Source organism: Aliiroseovarius sp. YM-037, from assembly GCF_048060095.1.
Lineage (GTDB): Bacteria > Pseudomonadota > Alphaproteobacteria > Rhodobacterales > Rhodobacteraceae > JBLUOA01.
The window spans coordinates 244,177-262,817 of sequence record NZ_JBLUOA010000001.1 but is presented as its reverse complement, the minus strand read 5'-3'; the positions used below and the strand labels follow the sequence as shown (position 1 = coordinate 262,817).

14 protein-coding genes are annotated in these 18,641 nt (G+C 59.0%); 7 read left to right on the top strand and 7 right to left on the bottom strand.

Annotation, left to right across the window (positions count from 1 at the left end; genetic code table 11):
• Positions 1-65: 65 nt before the first annotated feature.
• Both ACEWPJ_RS01205 and ACEWPJ_RS01200 read left to right on the top strand, forming a co-directional pair.
• Positions 66-1,421, top strand: a complete 1,356-nt coding sequence (locus ACEWPJ_RS01205; protein WP_416510333.1) for a hypothetical protein — start codon at positions 66-68, stop codon at positions 1,419-1,421.
• A gap of 19 nt (positions 1,422-1,440) precedes the next feature.
• Positions 1,441-2,103, top strand: a complete 663-nt coding sequence (locus ACEWPJ_RS01200; protein WP_416510332.1) for a rhomboid family intramembrane serine protease — start codon at positions 1,441-1,443, stop codon at positions 2,101-2,103.
• On the opposite strand, the gene ACEWPJ_RS01195 is transcribed toward ACEWPJ_RS01200, so the two are convergent.
• The 3 genes from ACEWPJ_RS01195 to ACEWPJ_RS01185 form a co-directional block, all read right to left on the bottom strand.
• Complete coding sequence (locus ACEWPJ_RS01195; protein ID WP_416510331.1) at positions 2,100-3,479, bottom strand: efflux transporter outer membrane subunit; 1,380 nt, start codon at positions 3,477-3,479, stop codon at positions 2,100-2,102. The two genes, ACEWPJ_RS01200 and ACEWPJ_RS01195, sit on opposite strands and share 4 nt — an antisense overlap.
• 180 nt (positions 3,480-3,659) lie before the next feature.
• Positions 3,660-4,967 (bottom strand): HlyD family type I secretion periplasmic adaptor subunit, encoded by a 1,308-nt coding sequence (locus tag ACEWPJ_RS01190; protein ID WP_416510330.1) that lies wholly within the window; start codon positions 4,965-4,967, stop codon positions 3,660-3,662.
• A 5-nt stretch (positions 4,968-4,972) separates the two neighbouring features.
• Complete coding sequence (locus tag ACEWPJ_RS01185; RefSeq protein WP_416510329.1) at positions 4,973-6,706, bottom strand: type I secretion system permease/ATPase; 1,734 nt, start codon at positions 6,704-6,706, stop codon at positions 4,973-4,975.
• Positions 6,707-7,142: 436 nt separating this feature from the next.
• Between ACEWPJ_RS01185 and xrtD the strand changes: the two genes are divergently transcribed.
• From xrtD to ACEWPJ_RS01160, 5 genes are all read left to right on the top strand, one after another.
• Positions 7,143-8,750, top strand: coding sequence for a VPLPA-CTERM-specific exosortase XrtD (gene xrtD, locus ACEWPJ_RS01180; protein ID WP_416510328.1), 1,608 nt, complete (start codon positions 7,143-7,145; stop codon positions 8,748-8,750).
• 2 nt (positions 8,751-8,752) lie between these two features.
• Entirely contained in the window at positions 8,753-9,745 is a 993-nt protein-coding gene (locus ACEWPJ_RS01175) for a sulfotransferase family protein (RefSeq protein ID WP_416510327.1), read from the top strand.
• 129 nt (positions 9,746-9,874) lie between these two features.
• On the top strand, positions 9,875-10,714 hold the full coding sequence (locus ACEWPJ_RS01170) for a 2OG-Fe(II) oxygenase (protein WP_416510326.1): 840 nt from the start codon (positions 9,875-9,877) through the stop codon (positions 10,712-10,714).
• 125 nt (positions 10,715-10,839) lie between these two features.
• Entirely contained in the window at positions 10,840-12,258 is a 1,419-nt protein-coding gene (locus tag ACEWPJ_RS01165) for an oligosaccharide flippase family protein (RefSeq protein WP_416510325.1), read from the top strand.
• A gap of 20 nt (positions 12,259-12,278) precedes the next feature.
• Positions 12,279-13,481 carry a glycosyltransferase family 4 protein gene (locus tag ACEWPJ_RS01160; RefSeq protein ID WP_416510324.1) on the top strand — a complete coding sequence of 401 codons (1,203 nt, stop codon included), beginning with the start codon at positions 12,279-12,281 and terminating at the stop codon, positions 13,479-13,481.
• A 1-nt stretch (position 13,482) separates the two neighbouring features.
• On the opposite strand, the gene ACEWPJ_RS01155 is transcribed toward ACEWPJ_RS01160, so the two are convergent.
• From ACEWPJ_RS01155 to ACEWPJ_RS01140, 4 genes are all read right to left on the bottom strand, one after another.
• Entirely contained in the window at positions 13,483-15,450 is a 1,968-nt protein-coding gene (locus ACEWPJ_RS01155; RefSeq protein WP_416510323.1) for a hypothetical protein, read from the bottom strand.
• Between the two features lie 39 nt (positions 15,451-15,489).
• Positions 15,490-15,867 (bottom strand): EamA family transporter, encoded by a 378-nt coding sequence (locus ACEWPJ_RS01150; protein WP_416510322.1) that lies wholly within the window; start codon positions 15,865-15,867, stop codon positions 15,490-15,492.
• A complete protein-coding gene (locus ACEWPJ_RS01145; protein ID WP_416510321.1) occupies positions 15,860-16,882 on the bottom strand; it encodes a glycosyltransferase family 2 protein in 1,023 nt (340 codons plus the stop codon). Before ACEWPJ_RS01145 ends, ACEWPJ_RS01150 begins: the two co-directional genes overlap by 8 nt.
• A gap of 153 nt (positions 16,883-17,035) precedes the next feature.
• Positions 17,036-18,562 carry a hypothetical protein gene (locus ACEWPJ_RS01140; protein ID WP_416510320.1) on the bottom strand — a complete coding sequence of 509 codons (1,527 nt, stop codon included), beginning with the start codon at positions 18,560-18,562 and terminating at the stop codon, positions 17,036-17,038.
• Positions 18,563-18,641: the final 79 nt, after the last annotated feature.

The window sequence follows — 18,641 nt, the reverse complement described above, 5'->3', positions numbered from 1 at the left end:
CAAAAGAGGGTACGGTGGGAAAAAGACGGATTACGCATTTTGCACTTCCGAGTGCGACGTGCATTTTGGCATTGTCGGCACTGACCGCGATTGCTCAAGACACCGACGAAGGGGGCGTTTTGCTGACCTTCGGGATTGAGCAGCGGTTCGAAGTCGGCAGAAACATCGCATTGGAAGTTCCGGAGGAAGGCACAAGCTCGGTCGCGACGACCACGCTTTCCTTTGGTCTTTCCAGCGAAACCCGCACCCAGCGTATCAGCATCGAAGGCTCCTCTGGCCTGCGGATCGCGAACCTTCCGGGCGAAGGCACCGATGTCGGCTTTGGCGACACAGAGCTGCGCCTTGAATACGGGCAGGATGTCGGCAACTCCGCCTTTACGGCGAATGCTGAATATAATCACAGGGATATCGACTTTCTTCGCTCTCTCTCGGATTTCGAGGATGATGACGGCGTGATCGTCCTTCCGCCCGACTTCGACGATCTGACGGGCGGCGGCACCCGGCGGGAGTATGACGTTGAGCTTGGATTAGAGCTTGGCCGGGAAAGCGTGCTTGGCTTCAACCTGCGCGCGGGCGCAAGCGGTGTCGACTATTCCGGCACCACCGACCCTGACCTTTTCCAGACCCGGACAACCAACCTTGGCCTCGACACGATCCTGCGGTTTTCCGAGGTCACGACCGGCATCATCGGCTTGAGCGCCGAACAATATGACGCCGACAACGCAGAGATGACCGACCGCCTGACAACCGCGATCACCTTCGGGGTCGAGCATGAGATATCGCCAAGGGCGCGCGTTGATGCGTCTGTCGGCTATAGCGTCATCGACACCGAAGAACTCATTTCCGGCGACACCCGGACCACTGGCGTGATTTGGCATCTCGGACTTGACTACGATATGCCGAACGGTGTCCTCACCGCCGATCTCGACTCTACCCGCGACGTCGCGGGCCGGCTGCAAACCTTCCGGTTGGGCCGCAGCATTGAGATTCCGGATGGCACCTTGTCGGGCAGCATCGGCGTGGCCGACCTGCCGGGCGGCAACACCGAGATCATTGGCGATCTGAGCTGGCGTCAGGAGCTGGGCCCGAACGAGATCATCGCAGAGATCAGCCGCGCCGTCTCGACCAGTTCCGATGATGAATCGCGCGCGACGACGACAGCGGGCATCGGCTATATCTGGGGTCTTAGCCCACTTTCAAGCGTGCGCTTCAACGTGGCCTATGCGCTGACCGACGGAACCGCGACCGAGGCCGAAGTGGAACGCACGGACGTCAGCGCCATCTACCGCCGCGCCCTGACGCCGGACTGGAACCTCAACACCGGCGTGATCTATCGCACGCGGGATGAAGAGGGCGTGGGCCGCGCAGAATCGCCTTCGGTATTCGTCTCCGTCGATCGGCAGTTCTCAATCCGACCCTGACGGGGATTTCCCGCCTTAGATGACCGGACAACCGCCCTTGGATGCCCCAGCCGTCTGGAACCGCTGGCTTGTCGGTTTGTTGGTTGTCACGACCCTGCCAGAGCTTGTCTTGATCGGTGCCGATTTCGGGCTTTGGGGGTCAAACCTGTGGCGTGACGTGGCCTACGCATTTGGCGCGTTCTGGAGCGGGTTGCTGGACAACTGGCAACCGAACTACGCGATCCAACCCTACAGCATGTTCCTGACTTACGCATTCCTTCACGCGGGGATCACGCATCTTGTTCTGAACATGCTGACCCTCGTCACGCTTGGGCGCCTGACGCTTGAGCGGACGCATCAGTTTGGCTTTCTGCTGATCTATTTCGCATCCGTCATCGGCGGAGGCTTCGGGTTCGCGCTGCTGTCCCAAATCAATCAACCGATGGTCGGCGCGTCTGGGGGCCTGTTCGGGCTGGCGGGATACGTCGTGATTTGGAACATCAGCGTCGCGTGGCGTCGGGTGCCGCGCGCGGATCGGTGGCGCGCCCTGCGGGTCTATCTGCTGACACCCATCGCGTTCATGATCGCAATTCATCCGGTGCTTTACCTGCTCACCGGTTATCCGATTGCGTGGGAAACCCACCTTGGCGGGTTTCTGACTGGTGCTGCGCTCGCGCTATTGATGCGGAAGCCGGGCCCTTAGTTCGTTTCTTCGGCCTTCGGGCGAACCGTGATGCCCGACCCCAATGCGACCCGCAAGGTGACAAAGTCGATTGCCACATCACGCTGGTTCCGCGCAAGGATTGTGCGGGAATTCGTCAGCGTCCGTTCCCGATCAAGTAGGTCGAGGACCGTGAGGTTGCCTCGGCTTTCAAGAAGCCGACGGGACAGCGCCAACGCCTGTTCGTTCAGCGATACGACCCGGCGCGCGGCCTCAACCGCTTGGTAGGACGCATGAAGTGCGGATAGCGAGGTTTCAACCTCCTCCACAGCGGACAGCACGGCGCTGCGCCATTGAAGGTAGGCTTGGTTGGCGCTCTCTTCGCTCGCATCGACCGAGGCGGCCAGCGTGCCTTGCGAAAAGACCGGAACGGCCAGACCGGCGGTCAGCGTTTCGCTGGTGCTTCCGCCGCCAAACGGCGCGCGCACGACACCGCTGAGGCTCAGGCTCGGGTAACGCGCGGCGCGGGCGGAATCGATGTCCGACACGGCGGCGGCGTAAAGACGCTCTGCCCGGCGAACGTCGGGCCGGGTGCGCAGAAGGTCGGCGGGTACGCCAAGGTTCGCAACGCCACGCGGCGCGGGCTGACGGCCCTGATAGGACAGGTCGATATTCAGACTGCCCACTGGTTTGCCAAGTAGGGTCGAAATCCGGTTCCGCTCGCGCACGATATTCGCACCGAGTTTCGGCAGGTCGACCTGAATTTCAGCAACCAGAGCCTTTGCGCGGACCACGTCAAGCTCTGTCGCGACGCCGTTTTCCTTTTGCGTCGTGATGTCGCGCAGGGTCATGCGGCGCGATCTGAGGTCGCGGTTACGTTCTGCCAGTGTCTGCTGATTGAAGCGCAGTTCGATATAGGATTGCGCGAGCCGCAAAAGCAGGCGGCGCTGCGCGTCGATCCCGCCCAGTTGTTCCGCTTGAAGGCGGGCGCGGGCGGCTTCGGTTCGGGCACGTTTGCGGCCGAACACATCAAAGATCGCGGACAGCCCAAGTTCCCCCGCTTCGGTCCCATCTGACGCAGCATCGACTTCAAGCCGGCCATCGCCGGAAATACCGCTGCTTGCGCCACGCAGATTGGCCTCGGCCTGACGCACTCTCGAACGGGCTTCGACAAGCGACAGGTTTTCAACCAGCGCCTCGTCCACCAGCTTGTTCAGAACCGGGTCGCCAAAATGCGTCCACCAGCGCCAGTCTGCTTCGGACATCTGCTGAACCGGGCGCACCACGGAATAGCGGTCAGACAACCGCATGTCAGGCGCCTGATATGGCGTCGCGGTCATACACCCTGATAGAAAAATCGCCGCCGAAACGGTTGTAAAAATAGGGGCGCGTGCGCCCGCGGACCGATGAAGTTTCATGTCCTGCCCTAGTCTGCTCTGCCTCTGTGGGTCTTTATTTGCGCCTTTTCGGCGCTTTTTGACCTCTGATTTCAACCTAGCAGAGATTTTCGGGCCATTTCCGTTATCACGCACAACATCGAATTTTTTCAGACAGTTGTTGCCCTACTGCGCCACCGCGAAACGGGCCGTTTTATGGCCCTATTCGCGGAATGCACGGTTGAAGAAGTTCATCAACGGCTGGGTCAGGTATTCAAACGCGGTCCGGTCGCTCGTGCGAATAAACACCTCAACCGGCATGCCAGGCAGCAGTTTTTGATCGCCGAGCACCGTCAATTCCTCTTCATACGGCAGGATTTCGGTCGCGTAATAATTCAACCCAGTCGCTTCATCCAAAATGACATCCGCCGAAATACGCGACAGTTGCCCTTTGATCTCAGGCATTTCGCGCTGATCGAAGGCCGAGAAGCGCAAGGCGGCCTCTTGCCCGACGAACACCTCGTCGATGTTGATCGCATTGATCCGCGCGGATACGACAAGCGGTTGATCTTGCGGGATAATATACATCAACGGCTCTGCTGGTTGCACAACGGACTGCACCGCGAACACCTGCGAATTATAGACGATCCCGCTGACAGGCGCCCGCACATCGAGGCGAGAGATCGTTTCCTTCAACGCGGAACGGCGTTCCAGCAGTTCGACCTGCCGGAATTGCATATCACGCAGCTCACTCACCGCTTCTTCGCGTCTGCGGGTTTCAAGCTGCAAGAGTTCGATTTCGTTGCTCGCGGATTGGCCGCGAAGCTCTGCGATTTCGGATTCGAGACGACCAATCTGCCCCAACAAATCCGCTTTTTGCCGTTGCAGGTCGAGCACTTGCGAGGCTTGCGTCAACTGTTGGTCAAGCAGCGATTGCTGATCCTCAAGCTCCTGACCGATCAGGTCTTCTTGCGCTCGCAGCGCCTCTAGCTGCGCTTCGATGCCGACGACCCGGTTGTCGATCTGCTGGTTTTGTTCGCCGAGCAGCGCGATTTCCTGGGTCAACGCCTCGCGGCGCGCGTTGAACAAGGCCGCTTCGCCTTCTACCTGATCGCGCGTGTCGGAGTCGGTTTCAGCCAGCGCCGCGATGTCGTCGCCAAAATCGATTTCGGTTGCGCCGTCACGCTCCGCTTCAAGCCGCGCCTGACGGGCTGCGATTTCCTGAAGCTGGCCATTCACGATGGTCAGTTCCGATTGCAGGCGCGTCCCATCCAGCACGATGAGAACATCGCCCGCTTCGACAACGTCACCGTCCTTGACAAAGATCTCACCGACGACACCACCATCCGGGTGCTGGATGACCTGACGGTTCGATTCAACCTCGATCATGCCAGAAGTCACGACCGCGCCCGCGATGTTCGCCCGAACGCCCCAGACGCCCAAACCACCAACCAGAACGAGGATCGCAAGAAAACCTGTGTAAAGCGGTATGCCGCCCCTCCAGGCCTGTGTTTTGTTTTCAGGTGCCATTGGTCTTAGATCGCTTTCCGGCTTTTGAATGTCTGCCGTACGTTGCCGGCATTCTTCAGCATCTTGTTCATCACTTCGTCCCGCGGGCCGAAGGACGCAATCGCGCCTTTTTCGATCACCATCAGGGTGTCACATTCGGCTATCGCGATGGGGCGGTGGGTCATGATGATGACCGCATTGCCCGCCGCTTTGAAGTCTTTGACTGCGAGGTTCAGCGCGTCGGACCCCCCGGAGTCGAGGGCCGAGTTCGGCTCATCCAGGATCAGCAGAACAGGGTTTCCGTAGAGCGCACGGGCCAGCGCGATGCGCTGCCGCTGCCCGCCCGACAGTTGGTTTTCGTTGCCGTTCAGATAGGTGTCATACCCGTCGGGCAGTTCGGTAATCATGTCGTGGGCGTTGGACCGCTTGGCCGCTTCAACAACCGCCTTCGAGTCCGGATTTCGAGCCATACGGGCGATGTTTTCGGTGATCGTTCCGCTGAACAGCGTCACGCTTTGCGGCAGGTAGCCGATATGCTGTCCAAGCCGATCAGGGTCATATTGGTTCAGCGTTGCGCCGCCCAGCCGCACTTCGCCAGCGGCGGGCGCCCAGTACCCAAGCAACGTGCGGGCGAGGGTCGATTTGCCGGACCCGCTTCGCCCGATGACGCCCAGCGCCTGGCCGGGTTCCAGCTTGAACGTGATGTTGCGAAGGGTCGGCGCGCGCGATCCGGGGGGGATGACCGACACACCAGCCACGGACAGGCGCGCTTCGGGAACGGGCAGTTCCGTCCGCTCATCCGCTGGCGGAACTTGGGCAAGGTAGGTGGACAATGCCGCCCAGCCAGACCGCGCCCGCTGCAGGGCGGGCCACTGGCCGACGGCCTGTTCAATCGGCGCCAGGGCGCGGCCCAACAGGATCGTGCCTGCGATCATCGAGCCCGGCGTCATCTCACCCTGCAAGACGTAGAACGCGCCAAGGCCAAGCATGGCGGACTGCAAAAACATCCGAAACGATTTGGTCAGCGACGCAAAGCTGCCGGTCCAGTCATTCGCGCCGATGCTTTTCTCCAGACCGTCATTGCGGCGCTGAATCCAGCGTTCGCGCATCTCTGCCCGCATGCCTTGGGCCAGAACGACCTCACCACCAGACCGCGCCTGATCAGCGAAGGAATGTGCGCCCTGCTGCGCCATCTGCGATTGCCGCACGCGGCGGACGGTCATCACTTGGTTCAGCAGCGCCAGCACGAACAGAATGACCCCACCCGTCACGGCGAGCCAGCCAAGCATTGGATGAAACAGGAAAATCGCCGCGATAAAGATCGGGGTCCACGGAATATCCATCAGGGCAAGCAGCACCGGCGACACGAAGAACGACTGAACCGCATCGAGGTCCCTGAGCGCGGCGCGGGATTTGGCTTGGTCCTGCGGATCAATCGACCGACGCAAGGTCGCCTCGAAAACACGGCCGTCCAGCGCTGTTTGAAACCGCGCCCCAACACGCGCCATGACGCGGCCACGGGCGAAATCAAGCACCGCCATCAGCGCAAACAGCCCCGTCACAAGAATGGACAGCGCCACAAGCGTTTCAACAGAACGCGAGGCCAGCACCCGGTCATAGACCTGCAACATGTAAAGCGGCCCGGTCAGCATCAGAAGGTTCACGAAGATACTGAAAACAAACGCGCCAAAGAACAGCATACGCCCGCGGCGCAGACCCGCCTTCAGTTCATCGCGACCCAGAGTTTGCGTCGATGTCATTGGATTTCAGCCTCAACAGATAGGATTAGGTGTGACACGCGAACATTACCGGTCGTGGAAAACAAAGCCAGTTCAAACACGCGCCAAAGCGACGCAAAATTTGCGCCCAGACGCTTGAACGACATCTGACCCACCACGGTTTCACTCGTTTTTCGTGGGCGCGTTATGTTGCATTCATATGGGGGAGGCAATCACATCGCCTTATATTGCTGGCGTAGTGGCTGATCGTTGCCGATTTGGGCGGTGACTAGCGGCGCGAAAAACTGCCATATCGTCAAAATTTCGGCCAATTCACCTGCCATAGACATCATCACTTAATTTCTAAGCGCGGCGACCTTTAGCTTTGTCGCGCGAAACGGTATTGCTTGCACGTTTTGTAAGTGTTTTTAGTTTTGATCGGGGCGAGCAGACTTCCCCGACAGCCAAGGCAGGATTTATGTCGGTCACCAACGACACGTTTTCCCAGTCTGACGATGGCGCACAGGGCCACGGTAAGACTCGGTTCTGGGGTCTGTTCTGGCTTGGCGTGATGATCGTCGGGGCCGCTGTTTTCTTCCGCGAAGGCATCGAAGAGCTTTTGGCCGCGTGGACCCTGCCGGAATACAGCCACGGGCCGCTGATCCCGATCCTGTCCGGGCTACTATTTCTACGCCAGTTGAAAGACGTACCGGTTAACACGGGCCCGGTGAATGACCGCTGGCCGGGCTTTGCGGTCTTGATCTTCGCGCTGCTGCTTGGCGCTGGCGGCAAGCTGATCGGGATCGGAGATATCGTCGCCTATGCGCTGATCCTGTGGGTCGGGGCGATTCTGCTTATCAGTTTTGGCTGGAAGACCGGGCGGCATTTCTGGCCGCCAGTTCTGCACCTTGTTTACATGCTGCCCCTGCCCGGCGCGCTTTACTACGGGGTGTCGACGCAGTTGCAGATGATCTCGTCAGAGCTTGGGGTGTACTTCCTCGACCTGCTACGCGTGCCTGTGTTCCTCGAAGGCAACATTATCGACCTCGGCGTATACAAGCTCCACGTCGCAGAGGCGTGTTCCGGCCTGCGTTACCTGTTCCCGATCCTCAGCTTTTCCTACATCTTCGCGGTTCTTTACCAAGGTCCGACGTGGCACAAAGCCGCTCTGTTGCTGTCGGCGGTGCCGATCACGATCCTGATGAACTCCATCCGCATCGCGCTTGCCGGGGTCGTCGTGAATTCCTACGGGCCGGAATATGTCGAAGGGTTTTCGCATTTCTTTGAAGGCTGGGTAATCTTCCTGAGCTGCATCCTGATCCTGTTTGCGTTCGCATGGGTTCTGGTGCGGCTGCGTCGGGACGGAACGACTCTGGTCAAGGCGCTCGACCTCGAAACCGAGGGGCTGGGCACCCAGCTTGGCCGGTTGCGGCTGGTGCAACCGTCGAAGGCGCTGATCTCGGGCGCGGTCGTTCTGGTGGCGGTCACGATGGCGTGGCAAGCGCTGCCACGGCCCGAGATTGAGCAGATCAGCCGCGATCCGTTCTCGATCTTTCCAACCCAGCTTGGAGCATGGAACGCAGGGTCGCAAAAGGCGCTGGACCCGGCGGTTGAACAGATATTGGCGGCGGATGATTACCACTCCGTCACACTGATCGACCCGACCGCCAATGCGGGCGTAGACCTGTTCATGGCGTGGTATAAAGACCAGAACAGCGGCGGCGTGCATTCGCCTGAGGTCTGTTTGCCCGGTGCTGGCTGGGAAATCGCCCGCCTTGAAACAGTGCCGTTCCCCGGCGGTGCCAGCGGTGAAACCCTGAACCGCGCTATCATCCAAAAAGGCACGGAGCGGATGCTCGTCTACTATTGGTACGAACAGCAGGGCCAGCGCACGGGGTCCGAATTTTCCGCCAAATTACAGCTGATGGTCGGCAAGATCGCGAATGGCCGGAACGACAGCGCACTTGTCCGCTTGATTACACCGATAGAATCCGAGCAAGATATACCTGAAGCTGATCGTCGACTCAGCGATGCACTTAATGAGGTTGTGCAACCGCTGTCGAAATTCGTTCCGGCGCCGAGGTGAATATGAACAGCCCCTCAAGGGATTGGGATTCCCAACGGATTGCGCAGCCAGATGGTAGCCTCGATCTGGCGCCGATCTTTGTGTTTGGCTCTGAACGATCGGGAAGCACACTTTTTGCGCTGATGCTTGATGCCCACCCAGCGGTCAGTAATCCCGGTGAGGTCGATTTCCTATTCGACTACCTTGAGCGTGATCCGGCCCATCCGACCGGCTGGCGCTATGACATGAACGACCTCGCGGCGGATCGCATCTTCATCGCGAAATCCCTGACGGTGCCCGAGGGGATGACCGGCCTTGATCTGCTCAACAGCTTTCTGGATCAACTGGAAGCGCGGAGCGAAGGCCTCACGACGCACAACCTTCACCGGCGCATCGACCGGCTGCTTGAGATTTTTCCGAATGCCCGGATCATTCACATCCTGCGCGATCCCCGCGATGTAGCGCGATCCTCAATCGGGATAGGGTGGGCCGGCACCGTCTATCACGGCATCAATCACTGGATCGAATGTGAATCGACCTGGGAAAAGATCGCCGATCAGATCGCACCGGAACAGGTGTTGACGTTGCGATACGAGGCGCTGATCGCAAACCCGGAGCGCGAACTTGACGCCGTTTGCGCCTTTCTCGGCGTTTCCTATGACGACCGGATGCTGGAATATCATCGGAACTCCGGCTACGAGAAGCCCGACCCGTCCCTTGCAGGACAATGGCGCCACAAGCAAAGCCCGCAAGAGGTGGCGCTGGTCGAGGGCAAGATCGGGACGCTGATGAAACGGCGAGGATATGAGCCGTCGGGCGAGGGCATTCAACCCGGCTTCTGGCTGCGCCTAAAGCTTACCGTGATTGATAAGTTGGCGATCTGGCGCTTTTCCGTCCGTCGTTATGGTTTCGTCCCCTACGCGGGCGAAAAGGTCGCCCGGCGGCTGGGCCTTCACGAACTGCGCCGCCATTTTCAGAAGAAGATCGATCAACGGGTTAAAAAGTATCTGAAATAGGCGGGCAAACATCATTCCATTGCCCGCATGAATTGCATAAATTCGCCATGATCTGGAAGTAAATGATATAATAAACTCGATTAGCACTAAAAATTTGTCCGACGTTACCAAGTATTATCAGGAGCTACGATGACTTCACCCGCCCTTAAGATGGACCCGAAAACCTTTAGCCTTAGCGTTGACGACGCGAAAACCGCGGCGCAGCCCTACGCAGAGGCTTACCGTGCCGCAGCCCCTTACGCGCATGGGGGGATCGACAATTTCCTGCCGCCCGAAATCCTTGAGAACGTGCGCGCGGAATTGAAAGAGATGCCCGAAGCGGAATCGAGCTTTGACCGCGATCAGGAGCGTCTAAAAACCAGCTATTCGCCGGAGCGTCTTCCGGCCTACACGCGGAACCTGTTTTACGCACTGAACTCCCGCCCGTTCATCCTGTTTCTTGAGGAGCTGACGGGCATACAGGGCCTGATCCCCGATCCCTACTTCATGGGCGGTGGTATCCACATGGTCTCGAATGGCGGACACCTCGACATTCACGCCGACTTTAACCACCACGGTAAGCTGAACCTTGAACGCCGGCTGAACGTGCTGATCTACCTCAACAAAGACTGGAAGTCTGAGTGGGGCGGAGAGTTCGAAATCTGGAACAAGGATATGACCCAGAAGGTCAACTCCTTCGTTCCGATCTTCAACCGCATGGTGTGCTTCAACACCGGGTCCGACACATGGCACGGCAACCCCGAACCTGTGAACCACCCTGATGGTGAGCCGCGCCTGTCGATCGCGCTTTATTACTTCACAGCGACATGGGATGCCTCGCGTAAAAGCCACACGACGCTGTTCAAGCCGCGCCCCGGCACCGCCGACAAGGAAGACCGGCAGGTCGCGCGGCGCGAATTCGTGCAGAATGTGCTGCCGCCGTTCATCTATCGCCGGATCGCGGGAAAACTCATGCGGATCGGCTTCTAGCTGAGATATGACGTGATTGCCGACCCCAACGCATTGGCGACAAGGCCCGTGCGTTGGACGGCACTTGGCCCGCTATGTGCTGACATGGCCGCCCGCCGTCACCCCCCGAAAAGGAACTTTCGTCCGTGAACCGACTTAGGGCACTCCTGATCGCGCTGCGTTTGCCAGCCGATGAACGGAGCTTGAAGCAAAAGGTGATGATCTCCGGCAGCCTTTCGGCGGTCGGCTTCATCACCGTCGCATTTCTTCGCCTTGCCTCGACGATTGTTCTGACCCGGATTCTGACGCCGGACACGTTTGGTATCTTCTCGGTCCTGCTGACCTTCGTTTTCATTCTGACGATGTTCTCTGACCTTGGTATCCGGTCCCTTATTCTGACGCAGGAAGGCAAGTTGGAAGATGAATTCCTGCATTCCTGCTGGACGATCCAAATCCTGCGCGGAATTCTGATCGCGGTGGTGATCCTGCTTGTCGCGGGCACCATTGCGCTGTTGCAAAGCTACGACGTCTTCCGGCCAGAGACGAGCTATGCCGCCCCGGTTCTGCCACCCGCCATCGCCGCGATGGCGCTGAGCTTTCTGATCTTGGGAACCGAATACCCCAACAAGTTCGTCTATGAGCGCCGGATGCGGTTCGGCATGATCACCATCGAAGAGATGGCCCTGGCGTTCCTGCAACTGGTTTTCATGATCGGCCTCGCGCTTTACCTGCGCAACATCTGGGCGCTGGTCATCGGCCTGATCGCGTCGTCGGCGATCCAAGTCACGCTCAGCTATTTTCTGTTCGACGGGCCGAAGATGCGGCTGGCGTGGCATCGAAACCACATCGCGGTGATCTTTGAACGCGGCAAGTGGATCGTCGTCCACTCCGCCCTGACCGCGATTACCAATGTCGCGGATCGGCTGGTGCTGGGCATGTTCATCCCTGCGTCGAGTTTCGGGTTCTATCACATCGCGCGGCAGTTGATCGAAATGCCCGTCATGCTGCTGACGAAGATTCACACGCAGGTCGGCCTTCAGCTATTCACCGAAATCCACAAATACGACGCGGTCTACGATTTCCGCCAACGCTACTATCGCTATCGGAAATTCTTTGACGCGCTGGCGATGCTTGGGTGCGGGGCGCTGCTGATGCTCGCCCCGATCCTTGTGGAAATCGTATATGACGACCGTTACGCCAGCGTCGCCGGTATCCTGCAAATCCTGGCGCTTGGTCTGCCGTTGACCGGCTTCACCTTCCTGCGCGAAGCCTTTAGCGCGCAACGGCGCTTTCGCAAGATGACGGTGCTGAGCATCGTGCAGGCCGTGACGATCTGGATCGGCCTATTGCTGGCCCTGCCGGTGTTCGATTCGATGACCGCCGCCTTTTTCATCGTGGCGCTGCACCGCGTCCCAGAGATCCTTGTTCTTCTGTATATGGGCCACAAGGAACGCTGGGTGGAACCGTTGAAAGAAATCCAACTGCTACCGCTAATCGCCGTCGGTGCGGCCTTGGGCTGGGCGCTTGACTGGCTGCTGCGGGCGGCATTCTTCGCGGGCGGATGACTATGAACGAGAGGACGTAGATGAAAATCGGGCTTGTAACGCCTTCCTGGCCGGGAACCAAAACAGCGAACGGTATCACCACAGCCGTGTCGTCAATGGCCGCCGGGCTGAAAGAACTTGGCCATGATGTCACGATCATAACGAGCCACATAGATGCGCCTGACGACACGCCGGCCGTTCAATTCCCCGAACCCAGACGTTGGACCATTGCAGAGCGTATTTCATTCAAGCTGGGCAGGGACATCGCGTCGGTTCCCGTTCTGGCAGATCAAATTGCGGGCGCGGTGCAAGTCGCCATCGACAAGCATGGGATTGAGGTCTTGGCCATCGAGGAAACTCAGGGTTGGATTCGTTACCTTCGCAAAAAGCTCAACATTCCAATCGTCGCCGTTCTGCATGGCCCGTGGTTCATGCTTAGCCCGTTGCAGAAGAACGACGCAGCAGCGATGGTCAACAAAGGTCGGATCGAACGTGAGGGCGCGGCGCTGCGGGTTTGCGACGGGATCGTTGCGCCATCGCAGAATGTGATGACCAAGACGCTTGCGCATTATGGTCTGTCCGGCATCCCGAACGCTGTGATCCCGAACGCGGTCGACAAGAAACCCGCCATCGACCTTCGCGCCCTAAATGAACGCCAACGCAAGAGCATCCTTTTCGTTGGACGGTTCGATAAGATTAAGGGCGGCGATCTGATCCTCTCCGCGTTTCGCAAACTGGTTGAGGACGGGACCGATGTCTATCTGACCTTCGTCGGGCCGGATCGCGGGGTGGATCAGCCAGACGGGCACCGCCTGATGATGGATGATGCCCTCGTCGCGCTGCCGGACGAGGTGCGGGCGCGGGTCGATTACAAAGGGCTGTGCAGCAAGGACGAGATCGACGAGATGCGGCGCCGGCACGCGGTCGCAGTCGTCGCCTCCCGCTACGAGAACTTCCCGTTGGCGGTTCTTGAATCGCTCTCCGTCGGGGTCGCGACCGTGGCGACGGATGTTGGCGGCATTCCTGAGATCGTGGTTGATGGCACGAACGGGTTGTTGGTGCCGAAAGACGACGCGTCGGCCATGGCTGACGCCTGCGCGCGGCTGTTATCTGACCCATCGCTTTGCGAACTGCTCGGCACAAACGCGCGTGCAGAGATTGAGGCGCGGTTTTCATCGACCAAGGTCGCGGGTGACTTCGTGTCATTCCTGACGAGTGACGTTCTCAAACGCGAAGACGCTTAGGTCAGTTACTTTTCGCAAACACCGCGAAATCGCCGATCTGGTCCGTCATCGCGAACGGGAATTGGCCATCCGCAAGCAACTGATGCGCAGGCAAGCCTTCACGCACGGCGATGGTTTCGATCGAAAGCTGCTCTAACGCCGCCAGAACGTCGGAATTTGACGCCTCTGGCGTTTCAGTCGCTGCGATCCAATCAAACAGAAGCGCACGCTGCGAAAGCTCAGCCTCGGGCAACTGCCCCTGCCGCTGTGGGAGGTAAATCTGCCGCCCCTCAACAACCGGGCGGCCTTCTTCGAGTGTCGGTATCCAGGCCGAAACCTCCTCCGGCGCGAGGATGCGCGCGCCGGGTTCGGTCAGGTCATTGGTCTGAACCGCGACGCCGTAAGCTTCAGGTGGCACTTTTTTGAAGGCGAGACCGATATTCGCCTCATGCAAGATCGAGCCGGGACCGACGATAAACCCAAGCGCCAGAACAGCGACCAAAACCCGCATCAAGCGCAAGTTACAGAACCAGATCAGTGTCGTGACGATGGCCACGATGAACGGCACCGGAACGGCCCATATCAGGCGATAGTTGATGTTCCCGGTGACGTTCTCTCCGTAGAAATCCCACAGAAACGGGTTCAGCACGACGATGAACAGGCCAAGCATATACAGGCTGACGATCCGCATCCGCGTATGGAACACGCCGGCAACGCTCGCCAGAAAGGCCAGCCCAAGCACGGACAGCAGCGCGTAGTTTGACCCGAAGACGCCCCAGACCATATCGCCAGCGGTTCCGGCGGATTCCGACTCCGATGGTTTCGGGGGATCGAAGATGACGAGGATTGCGGCAATGATGGCCGGATAGACCACAGCGGCGGCGACGCGCAGGCTCGCTATACGTTGTTGCCCGTTTCCGATCAGCAAGAACGGCCCGGCGACAAGCGCGGCGGCCAGCGGGGCCGCATATATCGCGTTCGCCGTGAACCCGATCGACGCGATCAGCGCCATACACACCAGCCCAAGCGCCCGCAGATCACGGCGGCAGATCGACACTGCGGTAAGATAGGCAATCAGCGGAACCATCAGCGTGACGAACGGCCCCTTGCCGTGAATAAAGCGGGGGATCGCGTGATACCCAAAGCTCGACAATGCGCCATCAAGGCCGATCAGCCAGACGAGGTGCAGGATGACCCCGGTCAGCCATGCCCGGCCGAACAGCGCGTGATGCAGAACGACCAGAACGCCGCCCGCCCAGATGCAGCCCAGCGCGGGCAGGATCGTATGGGCCGACAGGATCACGCTTAGCCCCGTCAGGTCCGACAGTATCGCGGCGAGCAGGGTGTAGGATTCGATCTTGTAGGTCGACTTCATGAACTCCAGGCCCGGCACGCCGAGCATGGTGTCAAACACATAGATCGCGTCGCGGTTCTGCTTGGCCCCCACGGCCATGTTCAGAAAAAGGGAGTCGTCCGTGTCCGGTATCGACGTGAAGAAATAGAGCAGAAGGAGCGCACCGCAAACGAGGACGGTGCCGACAGTCAGCGACAGCCCTGCGCCCTCACGCTCCTTTGGCGGATCGAAGGACAGGACGGTGTCGGAAAGCCGCCCTTGGGCGAGCCATACGGCGAAGAAAGCGCAGACGATGCACAGCGCCCAGAACGGCACGAATTGGGTGCGAAAATACTGGAACGCCATTGCCAGGATCAGAACGGCAAGGGCTGCGCCGATAACGAGCAAATGGATCAGCCGCAGCCGGAACGTGAACCGAACGCGGGGCAATAGGAAATTCGCGCCGCCAAAGATCGAATGCAGCCAACCCGCCCGAAATTGCCCCGCAATCGCCAACGCGACAGCGGCCACCAAGAAGAGGTAAAGCGTATCAAAGCCAAGCGACAGCAGCGTCGTAATGTGAACGCCAACCGTCCAGACCGTGTAGAAGATCAGACCGAACAGCATGATCCGGTGGGGCAGCAAGCCTTGCGTCACGATGCGGCTCCTTTGGTCGGGTGGGGCTGCGTCACGTCGCTAGCTCCGAAACAGATCAGGCGCTTGGGTCAGGAACACACCCGCAAGGATCAGCACGACGCCGATCCAGAATTGGCCGTTCAGTTCTTCGCCAAAGATGTGCTGGGACAGGAACGGCACGATGACGAACCCCGCGCTCATGAACATGTAGGACCGTCCCAGCGGCAAGTCCCGCAGCGCCAGAATCCACGACACCGTCGCGCTTGAATAGATGACGAACGCGATAATCAGCAGGATCAACGCCTGCCCGTCATTGCGCAGGAACGCCTGAATGGAGGGTGTGTCGAGCAATAGCGATATTTTCTTGAACAGAAGCTGCCCGGAAACGATTGCGACCACGGTGTAGAGCGCAAAAACATACGTAAGACTACTAGCCATTAAGGGACTCTTTTTCAGGAATGGGTGCGGGTGCAGGCAATTCGGCCGGCGGGTTCAGCGACGCGACCACCGCCATTTGCTGCAAGGGCCGACGGGGAACATTGCTCATGTCAAAGCCGAGGAAGAACAGGATCATCTGGAAGCCCGAGATAATCGGCAGAACCGCCAGCATGACCGTCCCGGTCGTCGCCGGAACACCCGTGCTGACCGACGCGATCCACTCCGCCATGCCGAATATGACACCGAAGAAGAAGGTAATCAGGCCGAACAACAGGTTGAGCGACGCGAGGTTAAAGTCTCGCACGAAATACATATAGAAAATGCGGCGGATCGTGCTGCGGATATGTTTCCTCAGAAACTCCCCCACGATTGTCGAAATCCGCAGGTTGCTTTCCTCATCGCCGTAGACGGCCATCATGGGTATATCGACGACGACAGCGCGGACATCACCGAGCGAGATCAGCATATCGGTTTCAAAGAAATAGCGTTCCGACAGCCCGTCAAGATCAAGTGCCGCGACCGCCTTGCGGTGGATCGCGGTATAGCCGTTGGTGGGATCGAACAGGCCCCAATAACCGCTCGACAGTTTGGTCAGAAGGCTAAGCACCGCGTTGCCAAACAGGCGAAGCCCCGGCATCGCCTTGACCGCAGAGGCAGAGAAAAAGCGGTTGCCCTTGGCATAATCCGCTTCACCCGCGCGCAGGGGGGCGACGAAGTTCGGGATCAGCGTCGGGTCCATCTGCCCATCGCCGTCGACCTTGACCATAACGTCCATCCCGTCCGCAAGCGCAGCACGATAGCCGGTCACGATAGCGCCGCCGACGCCCTTGTTCTGTTCATGCCGAAGCAGGGTCAGGCGCGGGTCGTCTATATGTTCGTCAATGAAATCGCCGGACCCTTCTGGGCAGGCATCGTCAACAGCATAAATCCGCGTGATCTCCGGTGGGATTCCGGCCACGACCGAAGCGATATGCTTCTTAACCTTGTAACAGGGTATAATAACGGCAACGTCCACGACGTGCTCCTCCCGCGTGCAATCTCGTCAAATATTCGTTGCCCAACTATAGGGCGGAATTTGGTCAGTATTTGTATAAAAAGCGCGTCTGCGCATATTCCGCGGTAATTGCGGTTTTAGAATGACATGCTGAAACATAATCCGTTTCAGTGGTTAAACCTCATTGTAGGATCGGGCGGTCCTTGGTTTGCGCACCTTCAGCGCGGGTTTTTCAGGAACGGCCTCGGGTTCTTCCTCCTCCACCGCTTCGGGAACGTAGGAATACCGCCCCATTAGCGCACCGCTTATTAGAAAGATAATCGGCGTCAGCGAAGCGTTAGGGATCAAGTCGATCAGGTTAAAGGCGAGGATCAGCGCCAACCCCGACGTTGCTTGGGACAGGCCCAATCGTCGTCGCTTGAACCCGAGTAGCAGCAAAGGCATCGCCAGAAGGCCGAACCGGGCGAGGTAGCCGAGCCACCCGAAGGAGGCGATGAAAATGATCCACGCGCCGTCCCATGTGCTGGTGGTTTCGCCCGTGTAAGGGTCGTGGATTTCGGGCCGCCCCCACGACCCCCACCCTGTCAGGGGTCGCTCATTCGCGCGTTCCAGCAGAATTTCCTCGTTATCAAGCCGGAACTTCAGCGATTGCGCACGGTCTTCGCTTACCGACAACGCAAGATTATAGATCGTGTCAATCGGCACCCATCCTGCGCCGCGCATAGCCGGGTAAATGAGGATCACCGCCGCGATCACGGCGGCCAGAACGATCTGAAACCGGATCGTCGCGAAAATAACCGCCGGCGCGATCAGCAGGGTCAACGTCAGCGGGCCGAGGCTTTTGGCGAAGACCAAGATGATGCTCATCCAGATCGCGGCCAGGAACCAAAGGTAGGTTTTCGGGTTCCCCTTTTCGTGCCGCCAAAGCGCTATGGCCGCAATCACCGTCATCGCGATGAACATACCAAGCAGCAACCCGTGCCGGAAAAACACCACCGGACGATAGCCGTCCGCGCGAACATGCTGCGCGAAGGAATGCGGGAAATAGCCGTAAAGCCATGTGTGAAGCTGCGGGCTCATCCTCGATTCGAACAACATGGGCAGCGAATAGGCGAGACCCGCAAAGCAAAGCGCCTTCAGCAGCAGCGCATGGGATTCCGGCGTCGCCAGAAAGCGCTTGGCAAGGAAGAACGGCGCGATCATCGTCACAAGCCCGATCAGGATCGACACGGCATCGTATAGCCGAAGGCCGGGGATGAACCGCGGACCGATGACGATGGGGTCGGTGTTGTTGAGCGCTGTGAAGACCGGGCTGATCATCAGAATAGCAACCAGAATCTTGAAAATCATCGGGTCTTTGAACTTCTGCGGAACGACCTCTTCATTTGTCTTTTTGGTGACGCGCCGGCTGGTGGGCGCGCCGGCCACGACGGGCTTGCTGCGTTGCGGGCCGCGCAGTTTCGCCGCCTGACTCCTGACGATCAGAATACACATAAAAAGCGCGGTAAGGTTCGGCACCGACGTCTTATCAAACGCCGGGACCATCGGAATTTTCACTTCCAAAGCGCTTGGCAGCAACAGCAACCCGCCCAGCAGCGACCAAATCAACGCCTCTTGGATCGGGCGTGTCCTGAACAGGAATATCACGACAAGCGGCCACCCGAACAAGGCGGCGTAAGCAATCAGGTTAGGCGTGATCAATGGTCGTGCTCTTGGTCATGAAACAGGTTGGTCAATCATAAGCGGTCGTCTTACCCGGTTCCGGTCGTTTGGGGAACAG